The sequence below is a fragment of the Shewanella sp. SM73 genome, assembly GCF_025653795.1.
Lineage (GTDB): Bacteria > Pseudomonadota > Gammaproteobacteria > Enterobacterales > Shewanellaceae > Shewanella > Shewanella oncorhynchi.
In genome coordinates, this window is the sequence record NZ_JAKKRY010000002.1 from 206,793 (window position 1) to 233,304 (window position 26,512).

22 protein-coding genes and 1 other RNA gene are annotated in these 26,512 nt (G+C 45.0%); 9 read left to right on the plus strand and 14 right to left on the minus strand.

The genetic code is table 11. The features are described from left to right. Positions 1–13 precede the first annotated feature (13 nt). Genes L5M51_RS04110 through L5M51_RS04120 form a run of 3 tightly spaced genes read left to right on the plus strand, consistent with a single transcriptional unit; the run spans position 14 to position 4,234 of the window. On the plus strand, positions 14–2,626 hold the full coding sequence (locus tag L5M51_RS04110) for a hypothetical protein (protein WP_263171735.1): 2,613 nt from the start codon (positions 14–16) through the stop codon (positions 2,624–2,626). A 1-nt stretch (position 2,627) separates the two neighbouring features. Further along, positions 2,628–3,080, plus strand: coding sequence for a hypothetical protein (locus L5M51_RS04115; protein WP_173496728.1), 453 nt, complete (start codon positions 2,628–2,630; stop codon positions 3,078–3,080). Continuing rightward, positions 3,077–4,234 (plus strand): hypothetical protein, encoded by a 1,158-nt coding sequence (locus tag L5M51_RS04120; RefSeq protein ID WP_173496727.1) that lies wholly within the window; start codon positions 3,077–3,079, stop codon positions 4,232–4,234. The genes L5M51_RS04115 and L5M51_RS04120 overlap by 4 nt, the downstream gene beginning before the upstream one ends. A 392-nt stretch (positions 4,235–4,626) precedes the next feature. Here the strand turns inward: L5M51_RS04120 and gcvP are convergent, their stop codons facing one another. From gcvP to L5M51_RS04150, 6 genes are all read right to left on the minus strand, one after another. Then, positions 4,627–7,515: an aminomethyl-transferring glycine dehydrogenase gene (gene gcvP / locus L5M51_RS04125; protein ID WP_263171737.1), complete on the minus strand. Its 2,889-nt coding sequence runs from the start codon at positions 7,513–7,515 to the stop codon at positions 4,627–4,629. Between the two features lie 122 nt (positions 7,516–7,637). Beyond that, a complete protein-coding gene (gcvH, locus tag L5M51_RS04130) occupies positions 7,638–8,027 on the minus strand; it encodes a glycine cleavage system protein GcvH (RefSeq protein WP_011845766.1) in 390 nt (129 codons plus the stop codon). A gap of 26 nt (positions 8,028–8,053) precedes the next feature. Next, positions 8,054–9,148, minus strand: coding sequence for a glycine cleavage system aminomethyltransferase GcvT (gene gcvT / locus L5M51_RS04135; protein WP_173247415.1), 1,095 nt, complete (start codon positions 9,146–9,148; stop codon positions 8,054–8,056). Between the two features lie 253 nt (positions 9,149–9,401). Next, complete coding sequence (locus L5M51_RS04140; protein WP_263171739.1) at positions 9,402–10,625, minus strand: FAD-dependent monooxygenase; 1,224 nt, start codon at positions 10,623–10,625, stop codon at positions 9,402–9,404. Between the two features lie 42 nt (positions 10,626–10,667). Then, complete coding sequence (ubiH, locus tag L5M51_RS04145) at positions 10,668–11,909, minus strand: 2-octaprenyl-6-methoxyphenyl hydroxylase (protein ID WP_263171741.1); 1,242 nt, start codon at positions 11,907–11,909, stop codon at positions 10,668–10,670. Between the two features lie 179 nt (positions 11,910–12,088). Further along, positions 12,089–12,664 carry a UPF0149 family protein gene (locus L5M51_RS04150; RefSeq protein WP_105252998.1) on the minus strand — a complete coding sequence of 192 codons (576 nt, stop codon included), beginning with the start codon at positions 12,662–12,664 and terminating at the stop codon, positions 12,089–12,091. Between the two features lie 235 nt (positions 12,665–12,899). Between L5M51_RS04150 and L5M51_RS04155 the strand changes: the two genes are divergently transcribed. From L5M51_RS04155 to L5M51_RS04165, 3 genes are all read left to right on the plus strand, one after another. Next, the gene (locus L5M51_RS04155) at positions 12,900–13,202 is read left to right on the plus strand and encodes a cell division protein ZapA (protein WP_105250206.1); all 303 of its coding nucleotides are present in this window, start codon (positions 12,900–12,902) and stop codon (positions 13,200–13,202) included. A 117-nt stretch (positions 13,203–13,319) separates the two neighbouring features. After that, positions 13,320–13,500: non-coding RNA, 6S RNA (gene ssrS / locus L5M51_RS04160), on the plus strand. A 9-nt stretch (positions 13,501–13,509) separates the two neighbouring features. Beyond that, positions 13,510–14,208 (plus strand): 5-formyltetrahydrofolate cyclo-ligase, encoded by a 699-nt coding sequence (locus tag L5M51_RS04165; protein ID WP_131525207.1) that lies wholly within the window; start codon positions 13,510–13,512, stop codon positions 14,206–14,208. Between the two features lie 224 nt (positions 14,209–14,432). Here the strand turns inward: L5M51_RS04165 and folM are convergent, their stop codons facing one another. Next, on the minus strand, positions 14,433–15,179 hold the full coding sequence (gene folM / locus L5M51_RS04170; protein ID WP_131525206.1) for a dihydromonapterin reductase: 747 nt from the start codon (positions 15,177–15,179) through the stop codon (positions 14,433–14,435). A 266-nt stretch (positions 15,180–15,445) separates the two neighbouring features. Here folM and L5M51_RS04175 point away from each other — a divergent pair, with 266 nt between their 5' ends. Continuing rightward, the gene (locus L5M51_RS04175) at positions 15,446–15,844 is read left to right on the plus strand and encodes a thiol-disulfide oxidoreductase DCC family protein (RefSeq protein ID WP_263171744.1); all 399 of its coding nucleotides are present in this window, start codon (positions 15,446–15,448) and stop codon (positions 15,842–15,844) included. Positions 15,845–15,946: 102 nt separating this feature from the next. Here the strand turns inward: L5M51_RS04175 and mdh are convergent, their stop codons facing one another. Beyond that, complete coding sequence (gene mdh / locus L5M51_RS04180; protein ID WP_105250210.1) at positions 15,947–16,882, minus strand: malate dehydrogenase; 936 nt, start codon at positions 16,880–16,882, stop codon at positions 15,947–15,949. A gap of 294 nt (positions 16,883–17,176) precedes the next feature. Here mdh and argR point away from each other — a divergent pair, with 294 nt between their 5' ends. Then, positions 17,177–17,647 (plus strand): transcriptional regulator ArgR, encoded by a 471-nt coding sequence (gene argR, locus L5M51_RS04185; protein ID WP_006080175.1) that lies wholly within the window; start codon positions 17,177–17,179, stop codon positions 17,645–17,647. Positions 17,648–17,780: 133 nt separating this feature from the next. On the opposite strand, the gene L5M51_RS04190 is transcribed toward argR, so the two are convergent. Further along, the gene (locus tag L5M51_RS04190; RefSeq protein ID WP_212599682.1) at positions 17,781–18,413 is read right to left on the minus strand and encodes an NAD(P)-dependent oxidoreductase; all 633 of its coding nucleotides are present in this window, start codon (positions 18,411–18,413) and stop codon (positions 17,781–17,783) included. Between the two features lie 106 nt (positions 18,414–18,519). On the opposite strand from L5M51_RS04190, the gene L5M51_RS04195 reads away from it, so the two are divergent. Continuing rightward, positions 18,520–19,422: a LysR family transcriptional regulator gene (locus L5M51_RS04195; protein ID WP_263171748.1), complete on the plus strand. Its 903-nt coding sequence runs from the start codon at positions 18,520–18,522 to the stop codon at positions 19,420–19,422. A 73-nt stretch (positions 19,423–19,495) separates the two neighbouring features. On the opposite strand, the gene L5M51_RS04200 is transcribed toward L5M51_RS04195, so the two are convergent. The 5 genes from L5M51_RS04200 to L5M51_RS04220 all read right to left on the minus strand — a co-directional run bounded on the left by L5M51_RS04200 (position 19,496) and on the right by L5M51_RS04220 (position 26,332). After that, entirely contained in the window at positions 19,496–20,431 is a 936-nt protein-coding gene (locus tag L5M51_RS04200; protein ID WP_113939098.1) for a Dyp-type peroxidase, read from the minus strand. Between the two features lie 248 nt (positions 20,432–20,679). Beyond that, positions 20,680–22,392, minus strand: coding sequence for a gamma-glutamyltransferase (gene ggt, locus L5M51_RS04205; RefSeq protein ID WP_263139684.1), 1,713 nt, complete (start codon positions 22,390–22,392; stop codon positions 20,680–20,682). A 145-nt stretch (positions 22,393–22,537) separates the two neighbouring features. Next, the gene (locus L5M51_RS04210) at positions 22,538–23,617 is read right to left on the minus strand and encodes an ABC transporter ATP-binding protein (RefSeq protein ID WP_173496716.1); all 1,080 of its coding nucleotides are present in this window, start codon (positions 23,615–23,617) and stop codon (positions 22,538–22,540) included. After that, on the minus strand, positions 23,617–25,248 hold the full coding sequence (locus L5M51_RS04215) for an ABC transporter permease (protein WP_131525199.1): 1,632 nt from the start codon (positions 25,246–25,248) through the stop codon (positions 23,617–23,619). The genes L5M51_RS04210 and L5M51_RS04215 overlap by 1 nt, the downstream gene beginning before the upstream one ends. 76 nt (positions 25,249–25,324) lie before the next feature. Beyond that, complete coding sequence (locus L5M51_RS04220; protein ID WP_113939101.1) at positions 25,325–26,332, minus strand: Fe(3+) ABC transporter substrate-binding protein; 1,008 nt, start codon at positions 26,330–26,332, stop codon at positions 25,325–25,327. Positions 26,333–26,512: the final 180 nt, after the last annotated feature.

Here is a 26,512-nt window from a genome sequence, read left to right on the forward strand (position 1 = left end):
CAGCAGTGAAAACTTGAAAAAATGTCTAATTATAGTCAAAGAAATATACTCAAACATTAATAATAAGAACTTCAAAGAAGCAATAAACAATTGTATAAAACTGATAGACAACAAGGGGGTTTCATTAGTTTTATACAGACTTTTAATTTTTTTAAAGAACAGACTGGAATATATTCACGAACATAGCCATTATGCAACGCTAATCGATGAAATTCTAAATAAAATTCAGATTAGCAATTTAACAAATATTAATGATGGTGTAAAACAAATAATCAGTGACAGAGCTGATTACTTTACTATATGCTCAAAAATATCAAATGCAAATATACAAGATTACAGCAAAAGAATTCTTTTAAGTTTTATTAGTCACTCGCCAAGCAATGAAGAGGATTTTATTAAAAACTTAAATGCACACTTATCATACTCACTACTAGACTCACTATTATATCTTAGCCTTACAAAAAGAATGAAGTTTCATACTGAAGAATATTCATTCCCGATAGAAATCCAAGCAATACTAAATGAAATAGCATTAATAAAAATCAACCTATCATACTATCAAAACTCACCCGACTCTGATTTTGAGATTAGCTTTTACAGAGAAGCTTATCTATTAATTGAGCAGGATGATTGCTTAAAATACAAAACAGTCCACGCCCCTTATTTTAATCTACCAGATACAACATTAAGAATTAAAACCGCATATGAATCAGAGGTAATTAAAGAGTATTTTGGTAGTTTAAACTGCATCTCTGATTTAAGATATGAAGATACTAAATCACACTCTATAAACTTGAATAAATTTGATAAAAAAAGCTGTTCAATATTTGAGAACTCTTCAGCATTCGACTATCTAATTAATAAAGTTGATGGCTGCTTGATAAATAACAAAGATGATGAAATTATTTTTATAAAATTAATGTCAAGAACTCGTGACATTGCGTCACTTTGCTTACCAGAATATATTGAGACTATTAAAAACAGGACGGAAAATTTAGAGGTAAAGTTAATTGCTCTATGTTTATTAACTGCATCATCACTAGGTGGCGACGATGATGCTGACTTTGAATTACGTAAAGTGTTTCAAAACCTATGCGCAAGTAAATTTGACGGAGATATTTTAGAAACATTAAAATCATTCTACGAGATATCTCCCTCAATAACAGATTATTTTTTGATGTCATTCGATGAAATATTTATCAGTAGATTATTTAATATTGATGTACGACCAAATCAAGCCCTATATATTAGAGCTGATTTATTTGACTGGTATGGTGATATTACAGGAGAGAAAAAATATCATGACAGAGCAAAAAATACAAGAATTGATATTCAAATCAATAAACACAGACAGCATATAGATGATTCAAGGATATATGCGGAACCAGCACGCGTAATACAATGGATAACTGACAACATAAATAACCAACTAGCACTTCAGTTTGACAACTTAGATATATTAGAAAATCGAAAAATAAATTTAGAATGGTCCAACCTAACATCAAACCTAAACCCAGAGAACTCTATTGGAATAGCTATTTCTGACTCTTACAATGAATTCGTTAATAATAAAATATATGGTATTAATTCTTACCTTGGTAGAAGAATACGACATGGAACAGCGAAAGGTACTGGTGTTGAAGAAGTAAAGGCTTTGGCCTTGGAGCAAGAGTTTAAGCCTCTTTTTTCTGACCAATATTTTGTTGAAGAATGGGAGAAATGGTTGGATATATATATAGCAAGCTTTGATGAGTTAATTGGCGAATTTTTCCACATTAAAAGTGACAAAAAGAAAAAAGGTCTTTTATCACCCTTAATTGATAATGAGGAAAAATTTATAATAGCTAATTCATTAGTCAATGCCCTGTATAAGTCTTATATGAAAATTGATAATGTAGCCTTAGCTCCTGCATTAATTACTGACTATTGTTGGCGTTTAATTGATGGAGATTTAGCAAAAGCTAGACAACATATCTTAAAAGTAAAATCTAGTGTATCAGTTTTTAACATTAAAGACCAGAATCGCTTAATCAACAGACGGTTATCTCAGAAGTTTTCCAATGAAATTAATGCTCTCACAGAAGAGAAATTCTCAATGGTTTGTTCTTGGTTTAACAAACCTTCATATGCAACTCAAAGCGCTGACATATCATTATTATTGAAAGTTGTAGTTAATGAAATTAAGAGTCAAAAACCAAAATTCTCTCCAACAATACAAGATGAAAATACAACTCAAATGCTAACAGGAGGCCATTATTTTGTTATATACGACTCTTTAACAGTTATAATAAATAACATTGCAGAGCATGGTAATTGTAATAGATTAATAGTTTTAAATTATGAAGTAATTCAACCAAAGAGCAAGGATGAGATAAAATCTCTTGCGATAAAAATAACTTCTGAATCTGTAAGCAATGAAGCACACTGCATAGCCAAGAAGAGAATAAAAGATAAGTTAACAAGCAATAACATTAGCGATGCCAACATTATTGAAGGTAACAGTGGAATCATAAAACTAAAAAGTATGGAGTTTGAAAAATTAATACATAATTTAGATTACAGCTTTGATGATAATAGCTGCCCTCCAAAAATCACTGCAATGTTCTCTATAGAGTTGGACTACTAACATGACTATATTAATAGTAGAGGATGATAATTTTAAGTATTCTGAAATTAAAAAATTTATAACGGATAATGGAATACTTGATAAGGATATAATTGTAAAGCTAGCAGTAGCTGACACCATTAAATACTTGAATGAAAACACTCCAGAAAAAATAATTTTAGATATGTCTTTACCTAGTCACGTAGCAAAACTAGGCGAAGGAACATCATTAGCACTACCATCAGGCGGGATGGAAGTTATCCGAGAACTTTCATATCTAGAAAAGGTTAACATACCTATTATAATTTTGACTCAGTACCCGCAAATCCTAATAAACAATGATTATTTTCACATATCAGAAGTGGCAGAGTTAATTCAAAAGAAGTTTAATTTCACCAAACTAACTGTCGACTCATTTGATAGTGAAGATAATCAATGGAAAATATCTACTAAAAGGTTTCTATTACAAGAATGAATATTTTAATTATTGAAGACAACAAAGACAAGTTCGATAATCTCGAAGAATGTATAAAAAGTTGGCATGAGCAACAAGATATTATTGATGAGTTAAATATTGTTCATGTAGAAGGCATGAGAGATGCTTACAACCCAATTTACAATACAAAATTCGACTTAATAATATTTGACATTTACATGCCAGCAGATACAACTAATGGCGAAGATTATAATTTTTCAAACGACATAATTTATGCAAAAAACAAAAGTAAAAACAAACTTACCGAAGCTATTGTTTTAACAGCACTCCCAAACTCTGAGGATAAAACATTATTCAATGAAAATGGGATAACTTTCGTAAGTTATTCAGATGAGCGTAGACCATGGGAAAGTGCGCTTAAAGAGAAATTAGAACGAATTGCTCAAATTATTAAGTTTGATTTTTTAATATTTTGTGCATTAACAAAAGAGCGTAACGCTTTCCATCAAACACATGCAAAACTTGGAAAACACTTAGAAATACATGGTCTAAATTGTCAAGAAATCACAATCAATAATAAAAAGGGATTGTGTATTAAGCCAAGTAATATGGGTTTAGTAAGCATGGCGATTACCGCAACTCGAGCAATAGAAATGTTTAAGCCCGAATTTGTTGGTATGAGCGGCATTTGTGCTGGAAAAAGTGGCTCTGTAAACATGTTAGACGTTATCGTATGTACTGTTGCGTGGAATTATCAAGAAGGTAAATATCAAGATGGTAAATTTATACAGCAACCTCATCAATCATGGCAGCCCGATGAAGTTATAACACGTATTGAACAATTCATAGAAAATCAAGAAATCGTCAAAAAAATTAAATATGGTTTTATTGGAAATAAACTTTTAGAAAAGTCTCAAATTTTACCTGGTGCTATTGCTTCAGGATCGACTGTAATTGCTGATGAAGCAATGATGCTAGAGATCAAAGACCAATATAGAAAAATGCTAGGTTTGGAAATGGAAATTCAAGCACTACATGAAGCAGCCCTACAAGCAACTTGCAAGCCTAGCTTTTTAGCTGCCAAAACGGTTATTGATTTAGGTAACAAAGATAAAGATGATGACTATCATGATATAGGTTCTATTTTATCTGCGAGACTTATATGTGAGTACATATCTAAATTTCATAGTTAACTGCACAAGATATTAATGTCAGAACAGGCATAACGCCCATCTGAACAGTTGCACCAAATCCAGCATTGTTGCACCAGTGACCTTCTAAAATATGATGTTTTAGTAGAGCCTACAGGGGCTATTTTATTTAAGCATAAGCACGGCGAGTCACAGGTGTAGCTCATACAAGAGCGACAAGAGCATGCAGAATCCTGCGGCAGGCAACAAAAAAAGCGACCTTTCGGTCGCTTTTTTATGCTTCAAATTCGCTGAAGCCGAAGAATGATAATGGCGTTACTGCCGACGATAAGGCAAGGAAGCCGATGCTTTTCGCCACGGAGTTGACTGGTGTCAATGAGTAGCGAAAAGTGTTGGCTGACGCCGAATTATCTAGGCCAAGTAGTCATTATTAATTATTCGTAGTCTGATAATGGGGCACAACTACACATTAAGTTCCGGTCGCCGTAAACATCATCAATACGATTCACGGTTGGCCAGAACTTGTTAGTGCGTACTGCTGCACTTGGGAACACGGCCACTTCGCGGCTGTATGGACGCGTATCAAACTCTGGGTCCATGATATCGGCCATAGTGTGCGGTGCGTTGTGCAGCGGGTTGTTGTCCGCTGGCCATTCGCCCGATTCCACTTTGGCGATTTCAGCGCGGATTGACACCATAGCATCGATGAAACGATCGAGTTCCACCTTAGACTCAGATTCCGTCGGCTCAATCATCAGGGTTCCCGCAACAGGGAAGCTCATGGTTGGTGCGTGGAAACCGTAGTCATTCAAACGCTTAGCGATATCCATTTCGGTCACGCCTGAGGCTTCTTTCAGTGGGCGTAGGTCGATAATACATTCGTGCGCGACGCGATCGTTACGGCCACGGAACAATACTGGGTAGTGTTCAGACAGCTTCTTCATCACATAGTTAGCGTTTAACAGCGCAGTTTGGGTCGACTTTTTCAGGCCCTTTGAACCAAGCAGCTTAATGTACATCCAGCTGATCGGCAGAATGCCCGCGCTACCGTAAGGTGCGGCTGATACGGCGCCATTGTTGTCGCTCACGCGGCCCGGTTTCACCACAACGTGACCCGCAACAAATGGGGCTAAGTGTGATTTCACGCCGATTGGGCCCATACCTGGACCACCACCGCCGTGTGGAATCGCGAAGGTTTTGTGCAGGTTAAGGTGTGATACGTCGGCACCGATAAAGCCAGGAGACGTTAAGCCGACCTGAGCGTTCATGTTAGCGCCGTCTAAGTACACTTGACCGCCGTGCTGATGCACTATGTTGCAGATTTCGCGGATAGATTCTTCATACACACCGTGGGTCGATGGGTAAGTGATCATGATGCAAGACAGGTTTTCAGCCACTTCGGCAGCTTTAGTCTTCAGATCTTCTAAATCGACGTTACCTTGCTTATCACACGCCGTCACCACCACTTGCATACCGGCTAATTGTGCCGATGCTGGGTTAGTACCGTGGGCAGATTGCGGGATCAAACAGATGTTTCTGTGCGCATCGCCACGTGACTCATGGTATTTCTTGATGGCCAACAAGCCAGCGTATTCACCTTGAGCGCCAGAGTTAGGTTGGATACACACAGCGTCATAGCCTGTAATGTTCACTAACCAAGTCGACAACTCTTCAATCAACTGAGTAAAGCCTTTGGCTTGATCCAGTGGGCTGAATGGGTGCATGTTGGCAAATTCTGGCCAGCTCACTGGGAGCATTTCAACCGCTGCGTTTAACTTCATGGTGCAAGAGCCCAGTGAAATCATCGAGTAGTTAAGTGCTAAGTCTTTGCTTTCAAGACGTTTGATATAACGCATCATCTCGGTTTCGCTTTGATAGCGATTGAAGGTTGGGTGGCTTAAAATCGCATCTTGGCGCACGAGTGCCGCCGGAATCGATTGGCTACCTTGGCTCACGATTTGCGCGTCTAACGCAGCAACATCTAAACCATGGCCGGCACCTAAGATCACATCGAACAGGGCTTCGATATCTGTGCGTAATGTGGCTTCGTCTAAGCTCACGCCCACAATACCATCGGCATCGAAACGTAGATTCATTTCAGCAGCCAGTGCGCGTGCATTGACGGCAGCAACATCTAAGCCTTTGATGCTAACAGTATCAAACCAAGTGTTGTTGACTAAGTTAACGCCCTTCGCTTTTAAGCCTGCCGCTAAAATGTCGGCGAAACGGTGAATGCGTGATGCGATAGTTTTCAGGCCATCTGGGCCGTGGAATACGGCGTAGAAAGACGCCATATTCGCTAGCAGAATTTGTGCAGTACAAATGTTTGAGTTGGCTTTTTCGCGGCGGATATGTTGCTCACGAGTTTGCATTGCCATACGCAGTGCGCGGTTACCACGGGCGTCTTTTGACACACCAATGATACGGCCAGGCATAGAACGTTTGTGCTCGTCACGGGCAACGAAGAAGGCCGCGTGTGGGCCACCAAAGCCCATTGGTACGCCAAAACGCTGTGCACTACCGAATACTACATCGGCGCCCATAGCGCCCGGTGATTTCAGTAATACCAAGGACATAATGTCGGCGGCCACAGTCACAACCACATTCTTCGCACGCAGAGTTGCGAATAATTCGCTGAAGTCAGTGATTTGACCGAAACGGTTAGTATATTGGAACAAAGCACCAAACAGCTCATGGTTAACGGCCTCAGATGCAGGGCCAACCACCACTTCAAAACCAAAACACTCAGCGCGGGTTTTCACTACGTCTAAGGTTTGCGGGAACACATCATCGGCAACGAAGAAGATATTGGCTTTTTTCGCTTTAGAAACGCGCTTTGCCAGCGCCATCGCTTCGGCAGCAGCAGTTGCTTCATCTAACAAAGAAGCAGAAGCCAAATCTAAACCCGTTAAGTCCATCGACACTTGTTGGAAGTTTAGAATGGCTTCTAAACGGCCTTGGGCGATTTCTGGCTGATATGGCGTATAAGCCGTGTACCAACCTGGGTTTTCAAATACGTTACGCAGGATCACGTTTGGCACTTGAGTGCCGTAGTAACCCATACCGATATAGCTCTTAAATACTTGGTTTTGTTTCGCTAAACCACGAATGTAAGCAATGCCTTCGGCTTCGCCGCAGGAATCACCAATGCTCAGATCTTGGCTTAAACGGATCGACTCAGGCACGATTTGCGCGGTCAGATCGTCCAGAGACTCAGCACCAACATAGTTCAGCATGGCTTGCTGTTGGCTGCTATCTGGGCCGATATGACGACGTAGGAATAAATCGTGCTGTTCTAACTGAGTGAGGGTTTGCTTGGTCATGATAAACCTTGTTCCAGATTTGCCGAAATTCAGAACTGTAGGGTACTGATTAACGGACTGTTGTTATGTCAATCTTGCGCTAAAACAAACGAAGCCCCTTAGGGCTTCGTTAGCGTCGACGATTATTCTTCGTCGATGACAGCTTGGTAGCCTTCAGCATCCAGCAGAGCGTCGACTTCTGATTCGTCAGAAGGCATTACGCGGAAGAACCAGCCTTCGCCGTAAGCACTGCTGTTAACGAGTTCTGGCGAATCTTCCAGCGCTTCGTTCACGGCAATCACTTCGCCAGAAATGGGGGCATAAATGTCAGACGCCGCTTTTACTGATTCAGCTACAGCACAGTCTTCACCCGCAGTCACAGTGTCGCCAACTTCTGGGAGTTCAACGAAAACCATGTCACCTAACAGCTCTTGGGCGTGCTCAGTGATACCTACTGTGTAGCTACCGTCTTCTTCCTTGCGGATCCATTCGTGTGAAGAGGCGTATTTCAGTTCTGTCGGAATATTGCTCATTGTTCTTGTTCCTTGTTCCGTTTTTTTTAAAATGCTTGTTTACCGTTGCGCACAAAGTTTGGCGCCACTACTCTAACAGCCACACGTTTTTTACGCATTTCGACTTCCGCAGTATCCCCAATCGAGCTAGGAACACGTGCCATCGCAATAGAATAGCCCAATGTTGGCGAGAAAGTCCCGCTGGTGATCACGCCTTGTTGCTCTACACCGGCTGAGTCGGTGAAAAATACTGGCATATCATGGCGTAACACGCCCTTTTCTTCCATCACTAGACCAACAAGTTTGCTAGTTCCGGCATCGCGAAGTGTTTCGAGGGCTTTACGGCCGATGAAGTCACGGTCGCTTGGTTCCCATGCAATAGTCCAGCCCATGTTGGCGGCCAATGGGTTGATGGTCTCGTCCATGTCTAAGCCGTAAAGATTCATACCAGCTTCGAGACGCAGCGTGTCACGGGCACCGAGACCACAAGGTTTAACCCCTTGATCTAACAATGCTTGCCACAAGGCTTGGGCTTCATCTTCTGGGACGATAATTTCGTAGCCCGCTTCGCCTGTGTAACCCGTAGTCGCAATAAACAGTGAGCCAGCTTGCTTACCGAAGAAAGGTTTCATGCCTTCGATGGCGGCGTTTTGCTCGGCACTGAACACGGCAGCGGCTTTCGCTTTTGCGTTTGGACCTTGAACGGCGATCATCGCCAGCTCAGGACGCTCAGTCACAGTGACATCAAAACCTTGGGATTGCTTGGCGATCCAAGCGAGATCTTTTTCGCGGGTCGCTGAGTTCACTACCACGCGGTAGTTAGTGTCAGTGAGGTAATAAGTGATGAGGTCGTCGATGATACCAGCATTGTCATCTAACATGCCGCTGTATAAGGCTTTACCTGGCACTTTAAGTCTAGCCACATCGTTCGCCAGCAACTTACGTAGAAATGCACCAGCGTCGCTACCTATCACATCAACCACAGTCATGTGGGATACGTCGAACATACCCGCGTCTTGACGCACAGCGTTGTGTTCTTCGATTTGTGAACCATAGTTGAGGGGCATATCCCAACCGTGGAAGTCGACCATCTTAGCGTTTGATTCTAAGTGCTTGTTAAACAGAATAGTTTTGTTAGCCATTGTTATCCCTTTTTGCGGCCTTTTTCAGGTCTCTGCCTAGTGTAGGGTGTAGATACTAGGGTCTAAAATGCGGCGAAATTATACCTTGCGTCACAAATTTGTATACAGGAGATTTTTCTAATCCGAAGCCATTGCCATTAGATTTTCTCATCTTCAACATGTAATTTTTTTACATGCAAAGGCCAGATTTGCGCACTATAGTACCAATGCGCTGATATTTTGAGCGATTAAGTTCACATTAGCGCAACCTAGGCTAACGGCACAACTTAGGCAGTGCCGACTTATTGCCCATGGCCTGTTGTATGAACACTGTTTTCAGCCCAGCGACATTATCAACCAGATTTAATCCCAGATCGCGAATCGCCTTTTTGACTGGGTTTGAACCTTCGAATAGGCGTTTAAAGCCCTCCATCGCCGCGATCATCTCCATTGCATCGGCTTTGCGCCAACGTTCCAGTGCACGCAGCTGCGCATAATCGCCGATATCTTTACCCGCTTGCTGTAATTCGCTGATCACTTCGATAATGCTGGCCGCATCTAAAAAGCCGAGGTTCACCCCTTGGCCAGCCAGCGGATGAATAGTATGGGCAGCATCGCCTGCTAATACTAAACGGTGACGGGCAAAATGGCGGGCGTAACGCATCCGTAATGGGAAGGCTTGGCGCTCGCTTTCCAGCTTGCAAATCCCTAAACGTCCGTCGAAAGCCGCGGTTAAGTTGCGCTCGAATTGCACTTTATCCATTGCCAATAATTCAGTGGCGCGCTCAGGCGGCACCGACCAGACGATAGAGCAGAGATTGTCTTCATACAGGGGTAAAAATGCTAGCGGGCCGTCCTGCAAAAACACTTGGCGGGCGGTGGCAAGGTGTGGCATTTCGGTACGAATAGTTGCGACGATTGCGTGGTGGCCGTAATCCCAAAAGGTCAGCGGGATCTTACACTGCTCGCGCACCCAAGAGTTGGCGCCATCGGCGGCTATCACAAGTGCAGCACTGACACTTTCTATTTCAGAATCGGCGCCATTGGCAAGGGTCAACCAAGCTTCGCGCTCACCAAAAGCAATGCGCTCTATGCGTTGGTTTTGAATATGGGTGATATTGTCAAACTCACTGGCGCGTTTGGCAAGGGCAAAGCCAATGGCATCGTTTTCGATAATCGCGCCGAGACTGGTTTCGCTGATGCTGTTGGCATCAAAGGCAATTTTACCGAAACCGTCTTTATCCCACACCGCCATTTTTTGATAAGGCGTGGCGCGGGAAGTGTCTAAATAACTCCATGCCCCTAAGTTTTCTAACAAGCGCTGGCTCGCCTTATTGATGGCGCTCACCCGTAAACGCGGCTCGCCGCTCACGGCCTCAGTGTGGCCCGCATCGATAACGACGACATTCAGATCGGCCTGCGCCAATCCAATCGCGGTGGCGAGTCCCACCATGCCGCCACCCACAATGGCGATGTCATAGGCTTGTGAACTTAACATGGGTACATCCTTTTCGCGTTGCGATACCAGTAAATTGCTGAGTTATTTCCAGCCCATTGCCTTTTGAGCGACGGGGGTTTTCAGTGGCGGAAACCAAGACAAAAGCCGTAATCCTAAGTTACGCCCCAGCGCCATAGGCCAATATTGGTTTGAAAAGCCACGGACTAAAAATTCGATATTTCGGATAGTGCTGTTTCTGTCGTGCTCGCGGGCATTAAGGTAAGCATGGGTCACAGCGGCGGAGCCGATATCGTCACCCTGTGCGAGCGCCGTTTGGATCACCTCGAGCAAACTCACCACATCACGCAGTCCTAAGTTAAACCCTTGCCCCGCAATCGGATGCAGTGTCTGCGCCGCATTGCCGATAAACACGCATCTGTGATGAATTGGCCTTGGCATATAGGACAAATTAAGCGGATACGCATGGCGCGCGCTGACATCGATAAACGTGCCTGCACGATAACCAAAGGCCTGTTGCAGCGCCGCTAAAAACTCAGCCTTAGGCGCGTCTTGCATCTGTTTAGCCCGCGCATCATCGAGCGCCCACACGAGAGAAAAGCGAGGTTGACCTTGAATATCGGCCATAGGCAACAACGCTAAGGGACCTGTTTGGGTAAAGCGCTCATAGGCCCAATGTTTGTGAGGCCTATTGGTTGGCAAATCGGCAGTTTGAATATTGGCAATAATGGCCGTTTGCTCAAAGGCCACTTGGGTCACAGGCAAATTAAAACTGCTGCGCACTTTGGATTGCAAACCATCGGCGGCGACCACAAGTTTGGCTTGAATTCGCTCGCCCGTATCGAGCACTAAGGTGTGACCTTCAACGGCGGGTTCTACTTGGGCAAGCTTGGCGGGGCAATAGAGTTTGACACTACTCTTATTCAACTCGTTAAACAGCACTTGGCCAACCCGTTCAAGCTCAACCACTTGGCCTAGGGCATCTAAATGAAACTGCGCCGCATTGAGTTCTGTCATGCCAAAGTGGCCGCGATCCGACACATGGATATTTTCAATCGCCGTGCCCAAATGGGCGAGCTTTTGCCATAAACCTAAACGGGATAATTCGAAAATAGAACCGTGGGCGATAGCAATAGAGCGGGCATCGAACCCGGGGTGTTGCTTATCGGGAAGGTGCGCTTCGATTAAGGCGATAGAAAGTGGCCGAGCTGCGGATAAAGAAAGACGCGCGAGAGCTAACGCTAGGGTCGCCCCCGCCATCGCACCGCCTACAATCGCGATGTCGACGTGTTGAACTGAAGTATCCATGTGATTTGTGGCCGTCATGGGGATCTCATTCAAGCTTTGGCATAACACTAAGGCATGTAAACATAAAAGATGTAAACATCAATGCTATGCACTCAAAAATACCAGTGCTATGGACTCAAAGGCAGGTTTGCCCACCTTTGACATCTAATGAAGCCACTACTGTGTTAACTTATTGAACATTAAACAACTGCGGTAAATTAATGCACCACCGCAGTATCGTCAGCCTCGCCATGGGGAAGCTCAGGACCAAATTCCGAGTAACACATGATGGCTGCAATACGGACAAACTCGAGTAATTCAGTGTAAGCGGCTTCGGACTCTTCATCGTCGGCAACATCAAATTCCACTTGGGCAATTTCCGCCAAGTCTTTGATCACTTCACGTACTTCTGCCGAGGCTTGATTCAGTTTCGGCTGAATAATCGCCATGCCAGTCAAAAAACTCTGGGTCCACAGGGACAAGGCTTCAACACGTTGGCTGAGCGGCTCTTCTTCTTCAGGCAACAGCGGCATGAAACCAAATTCAAAATCCACTAAACGCGTCACTGAATCGTTAAACAAATCACACACTAATTGGTGCAACTGCGCTGGCAAAGGTTGACCATCGTTCATCAGGTCGAATAAAGGCTTGATCCAAGTGTCGCCAGTTTGCTCTACACCACCGCAGATTAAACCGACTAAAGCACCGTGAACTTCTACCGGATGCTGGCCGATTTCAGCCGCATCTAAGGCGAGTTTTAAGCTGTCGATACGTAACGAAGGAGGGGTTGCCATATCAGATCCCAATAAGATTTTTCCAGCAGCAATGCTAGCAGAGATAAAGACTTGAACCAATACTGAATCCCAATAATGGCGAAATCGGCCACGCCCTGATAAAAAACTATCCAACTGCTCACACAAACAGCAAACAAAACCGTCAAAGACCAATCCATTTGCGGCTTACCTTGCACTTTTAAGATCAGCCCTATATAGTCCGCCCTAAGAGGCTAACGAAAGGATCACCCGCGACATGAGTAACAGTGCTGTTGAAATTACCCTACTTGGGCGCACCTACTCTATCGCTTGCCCGAAAGGTCAAGAGGATGCCTTACGTACGGTAGCGTTAGGAGTTGAACAACAACTCAGTGCGTTAAAAACCCGAACCAATAGCCTAAGCCGTGAAGAAATTGCGATTATGGCGGCGCTGAATATTGGACACGAGTTGTTCCAAGAAAAGCAAAAAAATAAACACTACATGCAACAGATGGACGACAGGATCAGCTTGCTGCAGTCGACCCTCGAAAGTGCCTTAGTTGAGCGTTCAACTAAATAGATTTAAACTGTGCACCTTAGTGATTTAACACTCATTGAGTTAAACAAACTGACGCACAGTGAATGGCTAAACTGGATTATCAACATAAACCAATGCTTTAGCGATTCAATACCGTTTTGCTCCCTGGGATGCATGCCAACTGGTAATGTCCCTGTGCCGATAATTTTTATCTCAGGGTGAATGCTTTACTGACATTGTGCATGCTCGGCTTGTACCGAGAAGCCTTAGGAGGTAATCATTTACCCGCCTTGAACCTACGGTTCAAGGGCTACACCGGTAGCGGCATTCTGGGGAGCATCTTAATTCTATGTCTACATCCTCCAAACTTTCTCATTTGAATCCCCAAAGCGACACGGCGCACCTTGCCGTAGAAGTCGCTGATGCCGTAGATGTCGCAAGCTATGCGGCAAATATCGCACTCCATACAAAAGAAAGCCGCAATCTGTTACGCAAAGCCATTCGTACCGCCCGTAAATCCCTCTCCGAAATAGAGCAAACCCAAGCAAGCTTAAACGCCTGCCAGCGAATGCTCGATGCATTGCAGACCAACAAAGCGCAACATGTGGCATTATATCTCACCCATGATGGCGAACTCGCCACGCCACCGCTGATCGCTGCGCTGTGGCAAATGGGCATAAACACCTATCTGCCTAGGTTACATCCCTTCAATGCCGGACAATTATTATTCCTGCATTACACCGCAAACACCCCCATGCAACCCAATCAATTCGGCATCTTAGAACCTAAATTAGATGTGCGCGCCATTATCCCAGTGACAGAGTTAGATGTGGTTATCACACCATTAGTGGCTTTTGATTTAATGGGAAATCGTATGGGCATGGGCGGCGGCTATTACGATAGGACGCTGGCAAACTGGCAGCTTAAAGGTAAACCTTTGCCTATGGGTTACGCTCACGACTGTCAGCAAGTGACGAGTTTACCCTGCGAGTATTGGGATGTGCCTTTGCCATTTATCATCACCCCAAGTCGGGTACTGACGTTTTGAAAAAGAAAGATCGAGAAACTAGAAGCTAGGGCGCTTCGCTGCTAGAAAAAGCAGAGCGTCGCTCTATAACTGCTCCTGCACTCTTTTTATTAAAGAGTTCTACCTCCTACATCTGACCACTATGGAGGGTAAAAATGTCATATTTGGTATGAAACAAAATAGATCATGCAGTCGTTAGCTCCTTCTAGAATCTAGAGCCATGCAGTGGCGTTCTAGAGCCTTCTCTACCTTAAATGCCGGCCACCATCGACATTATGGCAACGACCAGTGACGTAGCGGCTATTCAGCAGATATTCCACTAAGTCGATAATTTCCTCATTCCCCGCTTCTTTCGGCAACAGCGCTTTGGCTAATGTTTTTTGCTGATAGGCAACATCATCTCCTGCATTAAATAGGATCATCGCTGGCGCAATCGAATTCACTTTGACCTCAGGCGCAAATTTGGCGGCAAAGGATAGCGTCATATTATGCAGCGCGGCTTTACTGGCGGCATAGGCGATATGCTTCTGACTGCCCTTCTCTGCCACATAGTCAGTAATATGAATCACATCACTGCCGCCGATTTCATCGCCAGCAGCCGCACGTAGCTGTGCCTCTAAGGCCAAGTTCAACTGATAGGGTACGCTCACATGCACTTGCATCATCCGCTGCAGCACTTCACTCATTGTAAAAGTGGCACTCTTTAAAGACTCATTCTTTGTAAGCACAGGATCAGGCAGCCAATCTGAGGCATTGTGAATAATGGCGCGAATTTGCGGCAATTTAGCTAACTCAGCAATTAAGGATTGCACTTGGGCATCGTCATAAAAATCACAGGGATACAGAGTCGCACCTAAAGCGTTAAGCTCATCGATGCTAGCGTAATGGCTGCGATAAGTACCAATCACACGCTGACCTTGGGCGAGAAAATGTTTAGCTAAGGCGTAACCTATGCGTTTACCCACGCCTGTGATTATGATGGGAGATGTCATACCTATCCTTTTGAGTCGTTATTGGTCAGGTTTTACCTTGTTCGCTTAAAAATCAGCAATTAAGTTAAACTGATGAATAACCAAGATGTTACTGCACTCATTTGAATTTAACCTAACAAAAAGCCAAATGAGATGCTGATCCGTTCTACAATCGCTTAGATCTAAAACCCTTTCTTCTGCGTATAGGGTAGAAGAAAACCAAGCTTAAGTACTCAAGCCAAGAGCTTAGACCAAGTATTGTGATCAAGTCATCAGAGGTAATACCGATGGAACTGCGGATTTTTTACGATGGGAATTGTCCATTATGTAGCGCCGAAATGCGCCAACTGAAAGCGCGCGATCCGAAGAACTTAATTGCACTTGAAGATTTAAATCCGCCAGACTTTAGTGAGCGCTTCAGCCATATCAATAAAGACTACGCCAATACGATTCTCCATGGCGAAACCGCAACGGGCGAAGTGTTACTCGGGTTAGATGTCACTTGCAAAGCGTGGGCACTGACAGGGACGCGCGCTTGGATCCAACTATTACGCCTGCCCGTGATTAAAACTGTGGCCGATTGGTGCTATCTCAGATTCGCAAAAAACAGATATCGCATCTCCTATTTACTGACGGGCAAAGCCCGCTGCGATGATAACTGCCAAATTCCCACTAAGCGCCGCTGATCGACTGAATTCGCTTGGTAAAATGTAAAACCCAGGCATAAAAAAACGGAGCTCATGGCTCCGTTTTTAATTCGTCATAATCTAAAAAGATTATCCGAAATATTATTTAACGAAATCAACGCCTAGCTTGATATCGCCTTTCAACGTATCTAACATAGAATCACGAGCGTTAGCTTCGAATGCACTCACTTCACCGTAAGGCAGTACTTTTTCAATACCGTTTTTGCCTAACAGCACAGGTTGTGCGAAGAACTCAGCGTGCTCGCTGCCGCCATCAACATAGGCGCATTCAACGATGTTAGCTTCGCCTTGCAGACCACGAACCAGAGACAGACCGAAACGGCAAGCCGCTTGACCCATAGACAGAGTCGCGCTACCGCCACCGGCTTTAGCTTCAACCACTTCGGTACCCGCGTTTTGGATGCGAGTAGTCAAACTTGCCACTTCTTCGTCAGTGAAAGTCGCGCCTTCAACTTGAGACAGTAATGGCAGAATGGTCACGCCGCTGTGGCCGCCGATCACATTCACTTTAACGTCAGCAACGTTCAGGCCTTTTAATTCGGCGATGAAAGTTTCAGAACGGATCACGTCTAGAGTCGTGATACCGAACAGACGGTTCTTATCATAAACACCCGCTTTTTTCATCACTTCTGCAGCGATAGCCACAGTCGTGTTGACTGGGTTAGTGATAATGCCAACCAAAGCAGTAGGGCAAGTTGCCGCTACTTTTTCGATCAGGTTGCGAACGATACCCGCATTGATATTGAACAGATCTGAACGATCCATACCAGGCTTACGTGCAACACCAGCAGAAATTAGAACAACGTCAGCACCCACTAGGGCAGGCGTTGGATCTTCACCAGCAAAACCTTTGATTTCAACAGCAGTTGGAATGTGGCTCAAGTCAACCGCAACACCCGGAGTTACCGGTGCGATATCATATAGAGACAATTGTGAACCCGCAGGCAATTGAGTTTTTAACAGTAGGGCAAGAGCCTGGCCGATACCACCAGCAGCACCAAGTACAGCAACTTTCATAGTTATCTCCGTTATTTCTCGGATATGTGTGACATGGATCTAATTTGCGTTGGCGTCACATTACTGGAATGTCACAACAATTTCAATTATCCCTTAGTCGTGGGACAAAAGAATTCCGGAATAACGTAGAAGCAATGTAGAACAATTACTCAAATTGGGATTTTTACGCCCCCAGCAAACACTTAACCACTGGGACTTAGTGAATTTTTATTCAACCAATCTGGTTATTTGTTGACAATTTTTCTAAAAATATTCAAAATGGGCCTGTTTTTTTGAATAACGAATAATAATATTATGCAAACGACCAAGAATCAGGATGACCTTGTTAGAATTTTTAAGTCGATTTTAAAAGAAGAGCGCTTTGGCTCTCAGAGTGAAATCGTCACCGCCTTGCAAGCTGAAGGCTTTGGTAATATTAACCAATCAAAAGTGTCACGCATGCTCAGCAAGTTCGGCGCAGTGCGGACTCGCAACGCTAAGCAAGAGATGGTGTATTGCTTACCAGCCGAATTAGGCGTACCCACCGCGGGTAGCCCACTGAAGAATTTGGTACTCGACGTCGATCACAATCAAGCTATGATCGTCGTGCGAACTAGCCCAGGTGCCGCGCAGCTGATTGCCCGTTTATTGGATTCTATTGGTAAACCAGAAGGCATTTTGGGTACGATTGCCGGTGATGACACTATCTTTATTTGCCCATCGAGCATCCAAGATATCGCCGATACCTTAGAAACCATCAAATCTTTATTCAATTACGCAGAATAAAAAAACAGGTCAGTGAGCTGACCTGTTCTATTTTATCTGTACATTTTGAAGTGCAATATAGCGCTGGGTATTTGGCCATTGTCCCGATTACGTTACACATTCCAGCACAATATCTAACTCAACTATAACGATATCAGTAAGCCACACTGATGCGCTGGTTTGGGTGAGCGCCCTTTTCGGCTTCATCTACCATGGCTTTTGCGTAATCAGTTACAGAGATACGGCTTTGACCATTAGCATCGGTAAAGAAGCTGTCGCCACCAAGACGGTACGGGCCTTCACTCTCACCGGGATAAATCTCAGCCGCTGGGCTCACAAAGGTCCAATTGATTGCCGTTTGCGCCGCACGGAATACCTTCAAGGCTTCACCCTGAGCTAACGCCTCATCTTTATATGCTGCAGGGAAATCTGGACTAGAGACCAGCGTCACACCCGGCGCCACTTCTAAACTCCCAGCACCACCGACCCACAATAAACGTGACACGTTAGCGTTAGGCAGCACATCCAGTAAATGCTGAACCGTACTCGCCACTAGACCATGATTTTGTTGGGCACGGCCACCAACGGCGGCAATCACGACATCTACGCCAGCAAAGGTATCGGCAACCAATGGCTGCTCTAAATCCACGGCACGTACTGCCACGTCAGCCACGGATAACTTACTTGGATCACGCACTAACGCTGTCACTTGATGTCCACGACTCTGTGCTTCTTTTAAAATTGCACCACCGATCCAACCCGTTGCACCTAAAATTGCGATTTTCATTTCATTGTCTCACTCAGATGATTTACATTGGATCCAGTTTACTTGCAGTTTTTCACCTAATAAACATCAATAATTGAGCATGATTGTTTCAATATAGGATACTAATGTGGATAAAATTGCCGCTATACGCAGTTTCGTCGAAGTCGCAAACTGCGGCAGCTTTACCAAAGCTGCCGAACATTTAGACCTCAGCCGCCTGCAGGTTTCCCGTCATATTCAAGAAGTGGAGCAGTGGTTGAGTTTACGCTTATTACACCGCACCACGCGCAGCGCCAGCTTGACTTTGCAGGGTGAGGAAGCGCTACAATTTTGCCAGCGGATCTTAAGTGAAGTTGCGGCCATGGAGAGCCGTACCCACAGCCATAACAGTGAACTGGTAGGCAGTATTCGTATCGCTACACCTATTGGCCTTGGGCAGCACAGTCTGTTTGATGTCGTCGATCGCTTTATTAAAATTCATCCTAAGGTCAACATTCAACTGGTGATGTCGGACAGTTTTGCGCAATTGGTAGATGAGAGAGTCGACGTGGCGCTACGTTATACCGAGCAACCCGATGAGAATCTCATAGCTCGGCGTTTGATGACCATAGATGCAGTACTTTGCGCGGCGCCGAGCTATCTTGATAGCGCAACGCCACTCCTCGAACCCATTGATCTGCTGGCCCACAACTGCCTCATACACTCAGCGCAACAAAACTGGCCTTTTCTAAAAGAACTTCAAGCCGAGCACGTCAAAGTTACAGGGAATCTTAGGGCTAACGATATGGGAGTGTTGGTCAGTGCGGCGCTACGTGGACATGGCATAGTGCGGTTACCCTGTGACTTGGCTAACCAATACCTTGCCAGTGGTCAACTCAAAGAAGTCCTACCCGAATTTACGACACCAGGCCAAACCCTGTGGGCGGTATATTTGTCCCGCAGTTATCAGCAAAATCTAGTGCGCGCTTTTATCGATTTCACCGCCCTGCAATGGCAGCTCGATATCAAAAAATGGGTTCCCGCGCATTAGCATAAAAAAACGCACTTAGGCGTTAGCTTAAGTGCGTCTCGATTGATACTAATTCGGCTTGATTATAGAAAGCTTATTCGTCGAACTGCAGCATAAAATCCAGTGCGGGGGCAAAGAAAGATGAACCTGTCATCGCCTTAGTAAAATGCATCAAGTGATCATGATTGCCTTCGCCATCACCAAACATCATGCTATGCAGCATCTTTTCAAAATGTTCTGGCGTGCGGCAGTTAGAGATAAACATTAATCCCTGCTCCTTCAGCGAACCATAGGGCATACTCTGACGCAGGATCTCCATTGACTTACCATCGGCATCTTTAAGATTAACGCGTTTGATATGGCTGGTCAGTGGCTTATCTTCAGATTCATACTCGATATTATCTTGCTTAGTACGGCCGATAATATCCTCTTGTTTTTTAACTGGTAATCTATGCCACTTACTCAAGTTATGGGCATACTTTTGCACATGAATATAGCTGCCACCCTTAAACTCAGGATCCTCATCACCCACAAGTGCCACTTCCTGGCGGTGACGCCCCTTAGGGTTTTCGGTACCATCGACAAAACCAGTCAAATCACGGCTATCCATAAATCTAAAGCCACGCTCTTCTTCAACTAACTCCACTAAATCTTCAAACATTTGGCTGATTTCATTAGCCACTAAATGCAGAATATCGTAACGATCACTGCGAATATGCACGAATAAATCATATTCAATTGCAGGTGCTTCACGACTGCCCACTTGCATCGCAGGGAAAGGTTTAAGCAGTTCAGGGCGAGCAGTAGGATAGAGGCTATCCCAATAATTAGCACCAATACCAACAAAACCATTGAATGCACTGTCGGAATATTGATCTGTCAGCTCATAAATATACTGCGCAACGTTGGCAAGACAGGGACGTAATTGCGACTCGACATTGTCATTGGCATTAAACATCAAATAGACACTGTGTAAGTTCCCCTCTGCACACACACCCAACTGTTCACGCGGCATATTTTGAATATCCATTTGGTTATCACCCTTTTTCTAAATTCATTTTCGGCAATATTATCCGCAACTTTACCTAAAAATGACATTAACTAACGCACAGTTTGCTCTGATCTGTTTATGATAATGCCAATAGCGGAGCATTATCCCACCCCAGACCCTTAAACATAAAAATTGACGAGACCATTAAAGTCTCGCCAATCAGTTAAATCGAATCAATGACGTCAGGTTCACTCAGTATTGAGCTTACCTTAGCATTTATCTTAGTGTTAATAGCCTGCGGCGTGACCATCCTTGCGACTCTCAGAGGCCGCACGATATACGCCGGTTTCGGCATTAAATCCAATGGCTTGATAGCCACCAAACTCCCCAAGTCCATCACGCAGCACATGGCCTTTCTTAATCAACTCACGACGGGTTTCTACCGGAAAACCTGATTCCAGACTGACGTAGCCGCCATCCTTCATCACTTCGCCTGTGGGCTCGGTTGACCCCATATGCAAAATTCTGGGGGCATCGCCCGCTTCTTGCAAGTTCATTTTAAAATCAATCAGATTCATTACAATCTGCGCGTGCATTTGTGGTTGAGTCGCGCCGCCCATCACCCCAAAGCTCAGCCAAGGTTTACCGTCTTTGGTCACAAAAGCCGGAATAATGGTATGGAATGGACGCTTACCCGGTGCGTAGGTATTAAAACGCCCTTCCGTTAAATCAAACATTTGCCCACGGTCTTGCAGCACAAAGCCGAGATCCGGCGGTGTCATCCCTGACCCCATACCACGGTAATTACTCTGAATGAGTGACACCATGTTGCCATCTTTGTCGGCGGTAGTCAGGTACACAGTATCGCCATGTTGCAACGCTGGATTACCCGCATCGACACTCTTGGCGGCTTTTGTAGGGTCAATCAACTTAGCGCGATCATAGTTATATTTCTGTGAGATAAGCTCGGTAACGGGCACTTTATTAAAGGCCATGTCGGCATAAAACTTAGCTCTGTCAGCAAAGGCGAGTTTCTTTGCTTCGACAAATAAATGGACATATTCAGGACTATTAAAGCCCATGGCAGCCACATTAAAGGGCTCCATCGTTTTTAAGATTTGTAGCGCCGCAATGCCTTGACCATTAGGTGGCAGTTCCCACACATCGTAACCACGGTAGTTCACCGAAACGGGATCTATCCAGTCGCTAGTATGGCTCGCTAAGTCATCATAACTTAAATAACCACCTTGGGATTTCATGTACTTATCAATACTTTTGGCAATATCACCTTTATAGAAAGCATCGCGGCCGCCCTTGGCAATTTTCTCATAGGTGTTAGCAAGCGCGGGATTTTTAAAGATTTCCCCTACGGCAGGCATCTTACCATTAGGCATATAGGTTTCTTTAAAACCGGGAAATTTAGCCAGTTTTTTACCACTAGCATCAAGGTAATAGGCAATCAACTCTGACACAGGGAAACCATCACGGGCGTAATGAATTGCAGGCGCAAGGTTATCGGCCATAGCTAATTTACCAAACTTATTATGCAGCTCGTACCAACCGTCAACAGTGCCTGGTACAGAAACAGGCAAAGGTCCAAGCGGCGGTAAATAGTCTAATCCGAGGGATTTAAGCTTTTCTAAACTTAAGGATTTGGGACTGCGCCCCGATGCATTAAGACCATAGAGGCGTTTATCTTTTGCGCTCCAGACGATAGCAAATAAGTCCCCACCGACACCCGAGCCCGTTGGCTCGACTAACCCTAACATGGCGTTAGCGGCAATCGCTGCATCGACCGCACTGCCGCCCTGTTTGAGTATATCAATAGCGACTTGCGTGGCTAAAGGCTGACTGGTCGCCGCCATCCCTTGGGTTGCATACACTTCTGATCGCGTTGCGAAGGCTTTACCTGTGATCCTATCCATGGCCATCACTCCTGAAGACGATATTGCCGTTGCTACAATAACGAGGGTGCAAATTGAATTTATTGTTTTTATCATAATTCCTCCAAAACCGGAGGATAAAAGTAGCAAGGATGGTCGAAAATATCACCAACCAATACCGCATAGACCCAAGTTTAACGTAAGCAAAAATGTCGTACTTTAGTTGGCTATGCTATATCAGCATTGAATAAATACTCATCGCTTAGATTGGGTCCCCACAGTTTGAATATGCTGAAGATTCAAACAGCACAAGCGAATGCGGCTCAGTCGTTACCCCAACCTTTTGACCGATACTTAGCTGCATCATTTGGCTACGCACCTCCACATAATAAGCATGGGAAGCGGCCTCAATTTTGACCCAATAATGACAAAAGGCGCCTAAGAAACGTCGCTCAGTGATAGTACCTACGCCCTGTTCATCGGCGCTGAGCGTCAATTGCTGTGGTCGCAAGAATACTGTTCCGCTGAACTCGCTCGGCAAATTTAATGGCGTGAGGCTGGTTAAATGACCTATGGGAGTGACAACACTGTGCCCATCAAACACTGCTGCAGGTAAGTAATTACCGCTACCTAAAAAGTCCGCCACATAGCGGCTGTTTGGGGCAGCATATAAAGCTTCGGCACTACCATGCTGCACTATGATGCCTTGATTAAAGATGGCTAAAGTATCTGCAAATACAAAGGCTTCATCCTTGCTATGAGTAACAAACACCGCGCTGACATTACGCTGTTTTAAGATGCTGCGAATTTCCGCCATCATCTCGTAGCGCACTTGGGCATCAATATTGGAAAAAGGCTCATCGAGCAGCAATAACTGCGGCTCATAGGCAAGTGCCCGCGCAATCGAAACTCGCTGCTGCTGACCGCCAGATAATTCATGGGGATAACGCTGTGCCAACCCTTCAAGTTTGACCAAGGCTAGCATTTCATCCAAACGTGCCTGACGTTCTGCGCCCGACAATCTAGCCACCCCAAAGAGGATATTTTCCGCCACAGTCAAATGAGGGAAAAGCGCATAGTCTTGAAAAATCATGCCGATGCCGCGCTGCTCGCTAGGTACAAACTGGCTGTTGCCACTCACTATGCGGCCATTAATCTGGATTTCACCTTGGCTTATGGCCTGTAATCCAGCAACCGCACGTAATAAGGTCGTCTTGCCACAACCGCTTGGGCCTAACAACGCCAGGATTTCCCCTTGGGCGAGCGTTAAACTCAAACCTTTAAGTACTTGCTGGCCCTGATAATCGCTATGAATTTGCTTAAGCTTGAGCGTACTTGTCATCAGCTGTGATGCTCCAATGAACGGTTTAAATAAATAAGCGGCACTAAACCCACCAGTACAATCACAATAGCAGCTAATGCGCCGTGCTCGAGTTTTTCATCGGACGCAAACTGGAATACATAAGTTGCAAGATTCTCAAAGCCGATAGGCCGCAGCAATAACGCAGCGGGCAGTTCCTTCATGCTTTCGATAAATACCAATAAAGCGCCCGCAAATAATCCCTTAGCAAGTAAAGGCAAATGCACCCGCCGCAAAAGTTGCCTAGGAGTTTGCCCCATGGTCAGGCTCACCATATCCAGCGATGGCGAGATGCGTTTATAACTGCTTTCAACACTGCCAATCGCAATTGCCACGAAACGCACACAAAAAGCAAAAATCAATGCCATCACACTGCCTGTAAGGATAAGACCAGGACCTGCTATGCCGACAAGATCCGCCAGATCGTTAATCGCAAAATCTAACATAGTTAAAGGCACTAATACCCCAATAGCCAGCACAGTGCCTGGTAAGGCGTAGCCCGTCGAAGCTAACCGTGAGGGCAAAGCATCACTCTGTCTTGGGCTTATCCGGCGAACGAACATAAGCAGTAAGGCGATTAAGCAACAGAGTAAACTGGTGATCAGCGCAAGACTGAGGCTGTTAAGACTCAATTGCCAAAAACTCTTATCCCAGCTTTGTTCAAAGTAGCCAATGGCATAGGATAATAAAATCCCGAAAGGTAACAGAAAGGCTAATAGCAATAGCATGCCGCAAAAGCTGAGTGCGACCAAGGTTTGAGTCATCGAGAGTCGATACAAGTCAGTGACTTGTATACGTGATTGTTTTTGGAATAACTGCTGTTTACGACGGGCAAAACGCTCAAATCCAATCAGACTAAATACCACCAGCAAGATAATCGCCGATAACTTAGCGGCGGCGGTCAAATTGCCATAACCCAACCAAGTGTCGTACACGGCTGTCGTTAAGGTAGGCACTGCAAAATAGTTAACCGTTGCAAAATCAGCGGCCGTCTCCATCGCCACTAAAGCCACCCCAACGGCGAGCGCAGGCCTTGCCATAGGCAAAGATAAACGCCAAAAACTTTGCCACGGTGAACAGCCCATAATGCGCGAAGCATGGGCCAAACTTAAGGATTGCTCCATAAAAGCGGTACGCGCCAAGAGATAAATATAGGGAAACAATACCAGCGACAACATACACGCCGCGCCGCCTAAAGTACGAATATCGGGGAAGAAATAATCCTGCGGTGAGTCCCAGCCAAATATCGAACGAAGACCGCGCTGCACTGGCCCCGCATAATCGAGTAAATCGGTATAGACGTAGGCAACAATATACGCAGGCATAGCGAGGGGCAATAATAGCGCCCATTGCAAATATCGCCTGCCTACAAAGTCACAACGAGCCATCAACCAAGCGCAAGGTAACGCGAGTAATAACGCCCCCAGACTCACCCAGAAAATCAGCAATAAACTATTAATGATATATGTCGGCAGAACCGTTGCCATCAAGTGCCCAAACACGGCTTCGTCAGGCTGAAAAGCTTGAAATATCAACGCAAATAGTGGCAATACCAGCAAGGCGGCCACGGCATAACCAGCAAGCGACCAGCTTCTGGCTAATCCTAAAATCATGTCAATCCTTAAAACGTCACAGCGCCAATCACTGGCGCTGATAACCTAAATCTGCATTTTGTCGCTAGCACTGGAGCTAGAGATCAAACTGCACTTCATCTAATAGCTTAACCGCCGCTTGGTGATATTCTGCCAACTTAAAAATGGGCAATTGATCTGACTTAAACTTACCCCATGAAGCCACTAAAGATGAAGGTGCCACATCGGCTTTCACTGGATATTCCATATTCACATCGGCATAGGCCTTCTGAGCAACATCGGCGGATAAGAACTCCATCAATTTGATCGCATTGGCTTTATTAGGCGCATGGCGAGTTAGTACCATGCCAGACACATTCACATGGGCACCGCGGTCAGCTTGGTTCGGGAAGTTGAGCGTCACAGCTTCGGCGATCGCCTTTTGCTCAGGATCCTGCAACATATTGCCGTAATAGTAGCTATTACCAATGGCGATCTCACACACACCTTCTTTTACTGCGGCAATTTGCCCCCTGTCGTTCCCCTGAGGTTTGCGGGCTAAATTAGTTTTCACGCCTTGTAACCAAGTTTTTGCCTCAGCTTCACCGTGATGAGCAATCATAGATGCGACTAACGCTATGTTGTATGGATGCTTACCACTGCGAGTACAAATCTTTCCTTTATATTTGGGATCGGCTAATTCTTCATAGGTCAATTGCTGCTGGCCTAAACGATCCTTGGCTGTATAGAGATTTCGCACCCGCATAGTCAGGGCATACCACTGGCCATCGGGATCGCGATACTGCGCAGGAATATTGCTCTCTAGCAGGGGATTTTTGACTGGAGAGGTTAGATCTTTATCCACTAATTCAACTAAACGTGAAAAATCAGACGTCAGCACAAGATCCGCTGGGGATAAACGGCCTTCACGGACGAGACGCTCGGCAATACCGTCTTTAGCAAATACCAAATTCACACCTATGCCAGTTTCTTCGGTGAAACGCGTCAGGATAGGCTCCACCAAGAAAGCTTGACGATAAGAATAAACGGTTAATTTATCATCTGCATTCGCTGAATGCCCAACCGACATTAACCCAAAAACAGCCGCGCAAGTTACCCATTTCATTACCGAATTCTCCCCAAAGTGATGACGTGTTCAGCAAAATTTGAACACTAACGCATTAATGATAATGCTTATCAGTTTCGCAAGAGTAATAGATACGGAACTTGAGAGCAAGCAGCTAATTAACTTTATGTTTTTAATGGTATTAATCTGAAAATTTGAGATTATCTCAAATCAAACTAA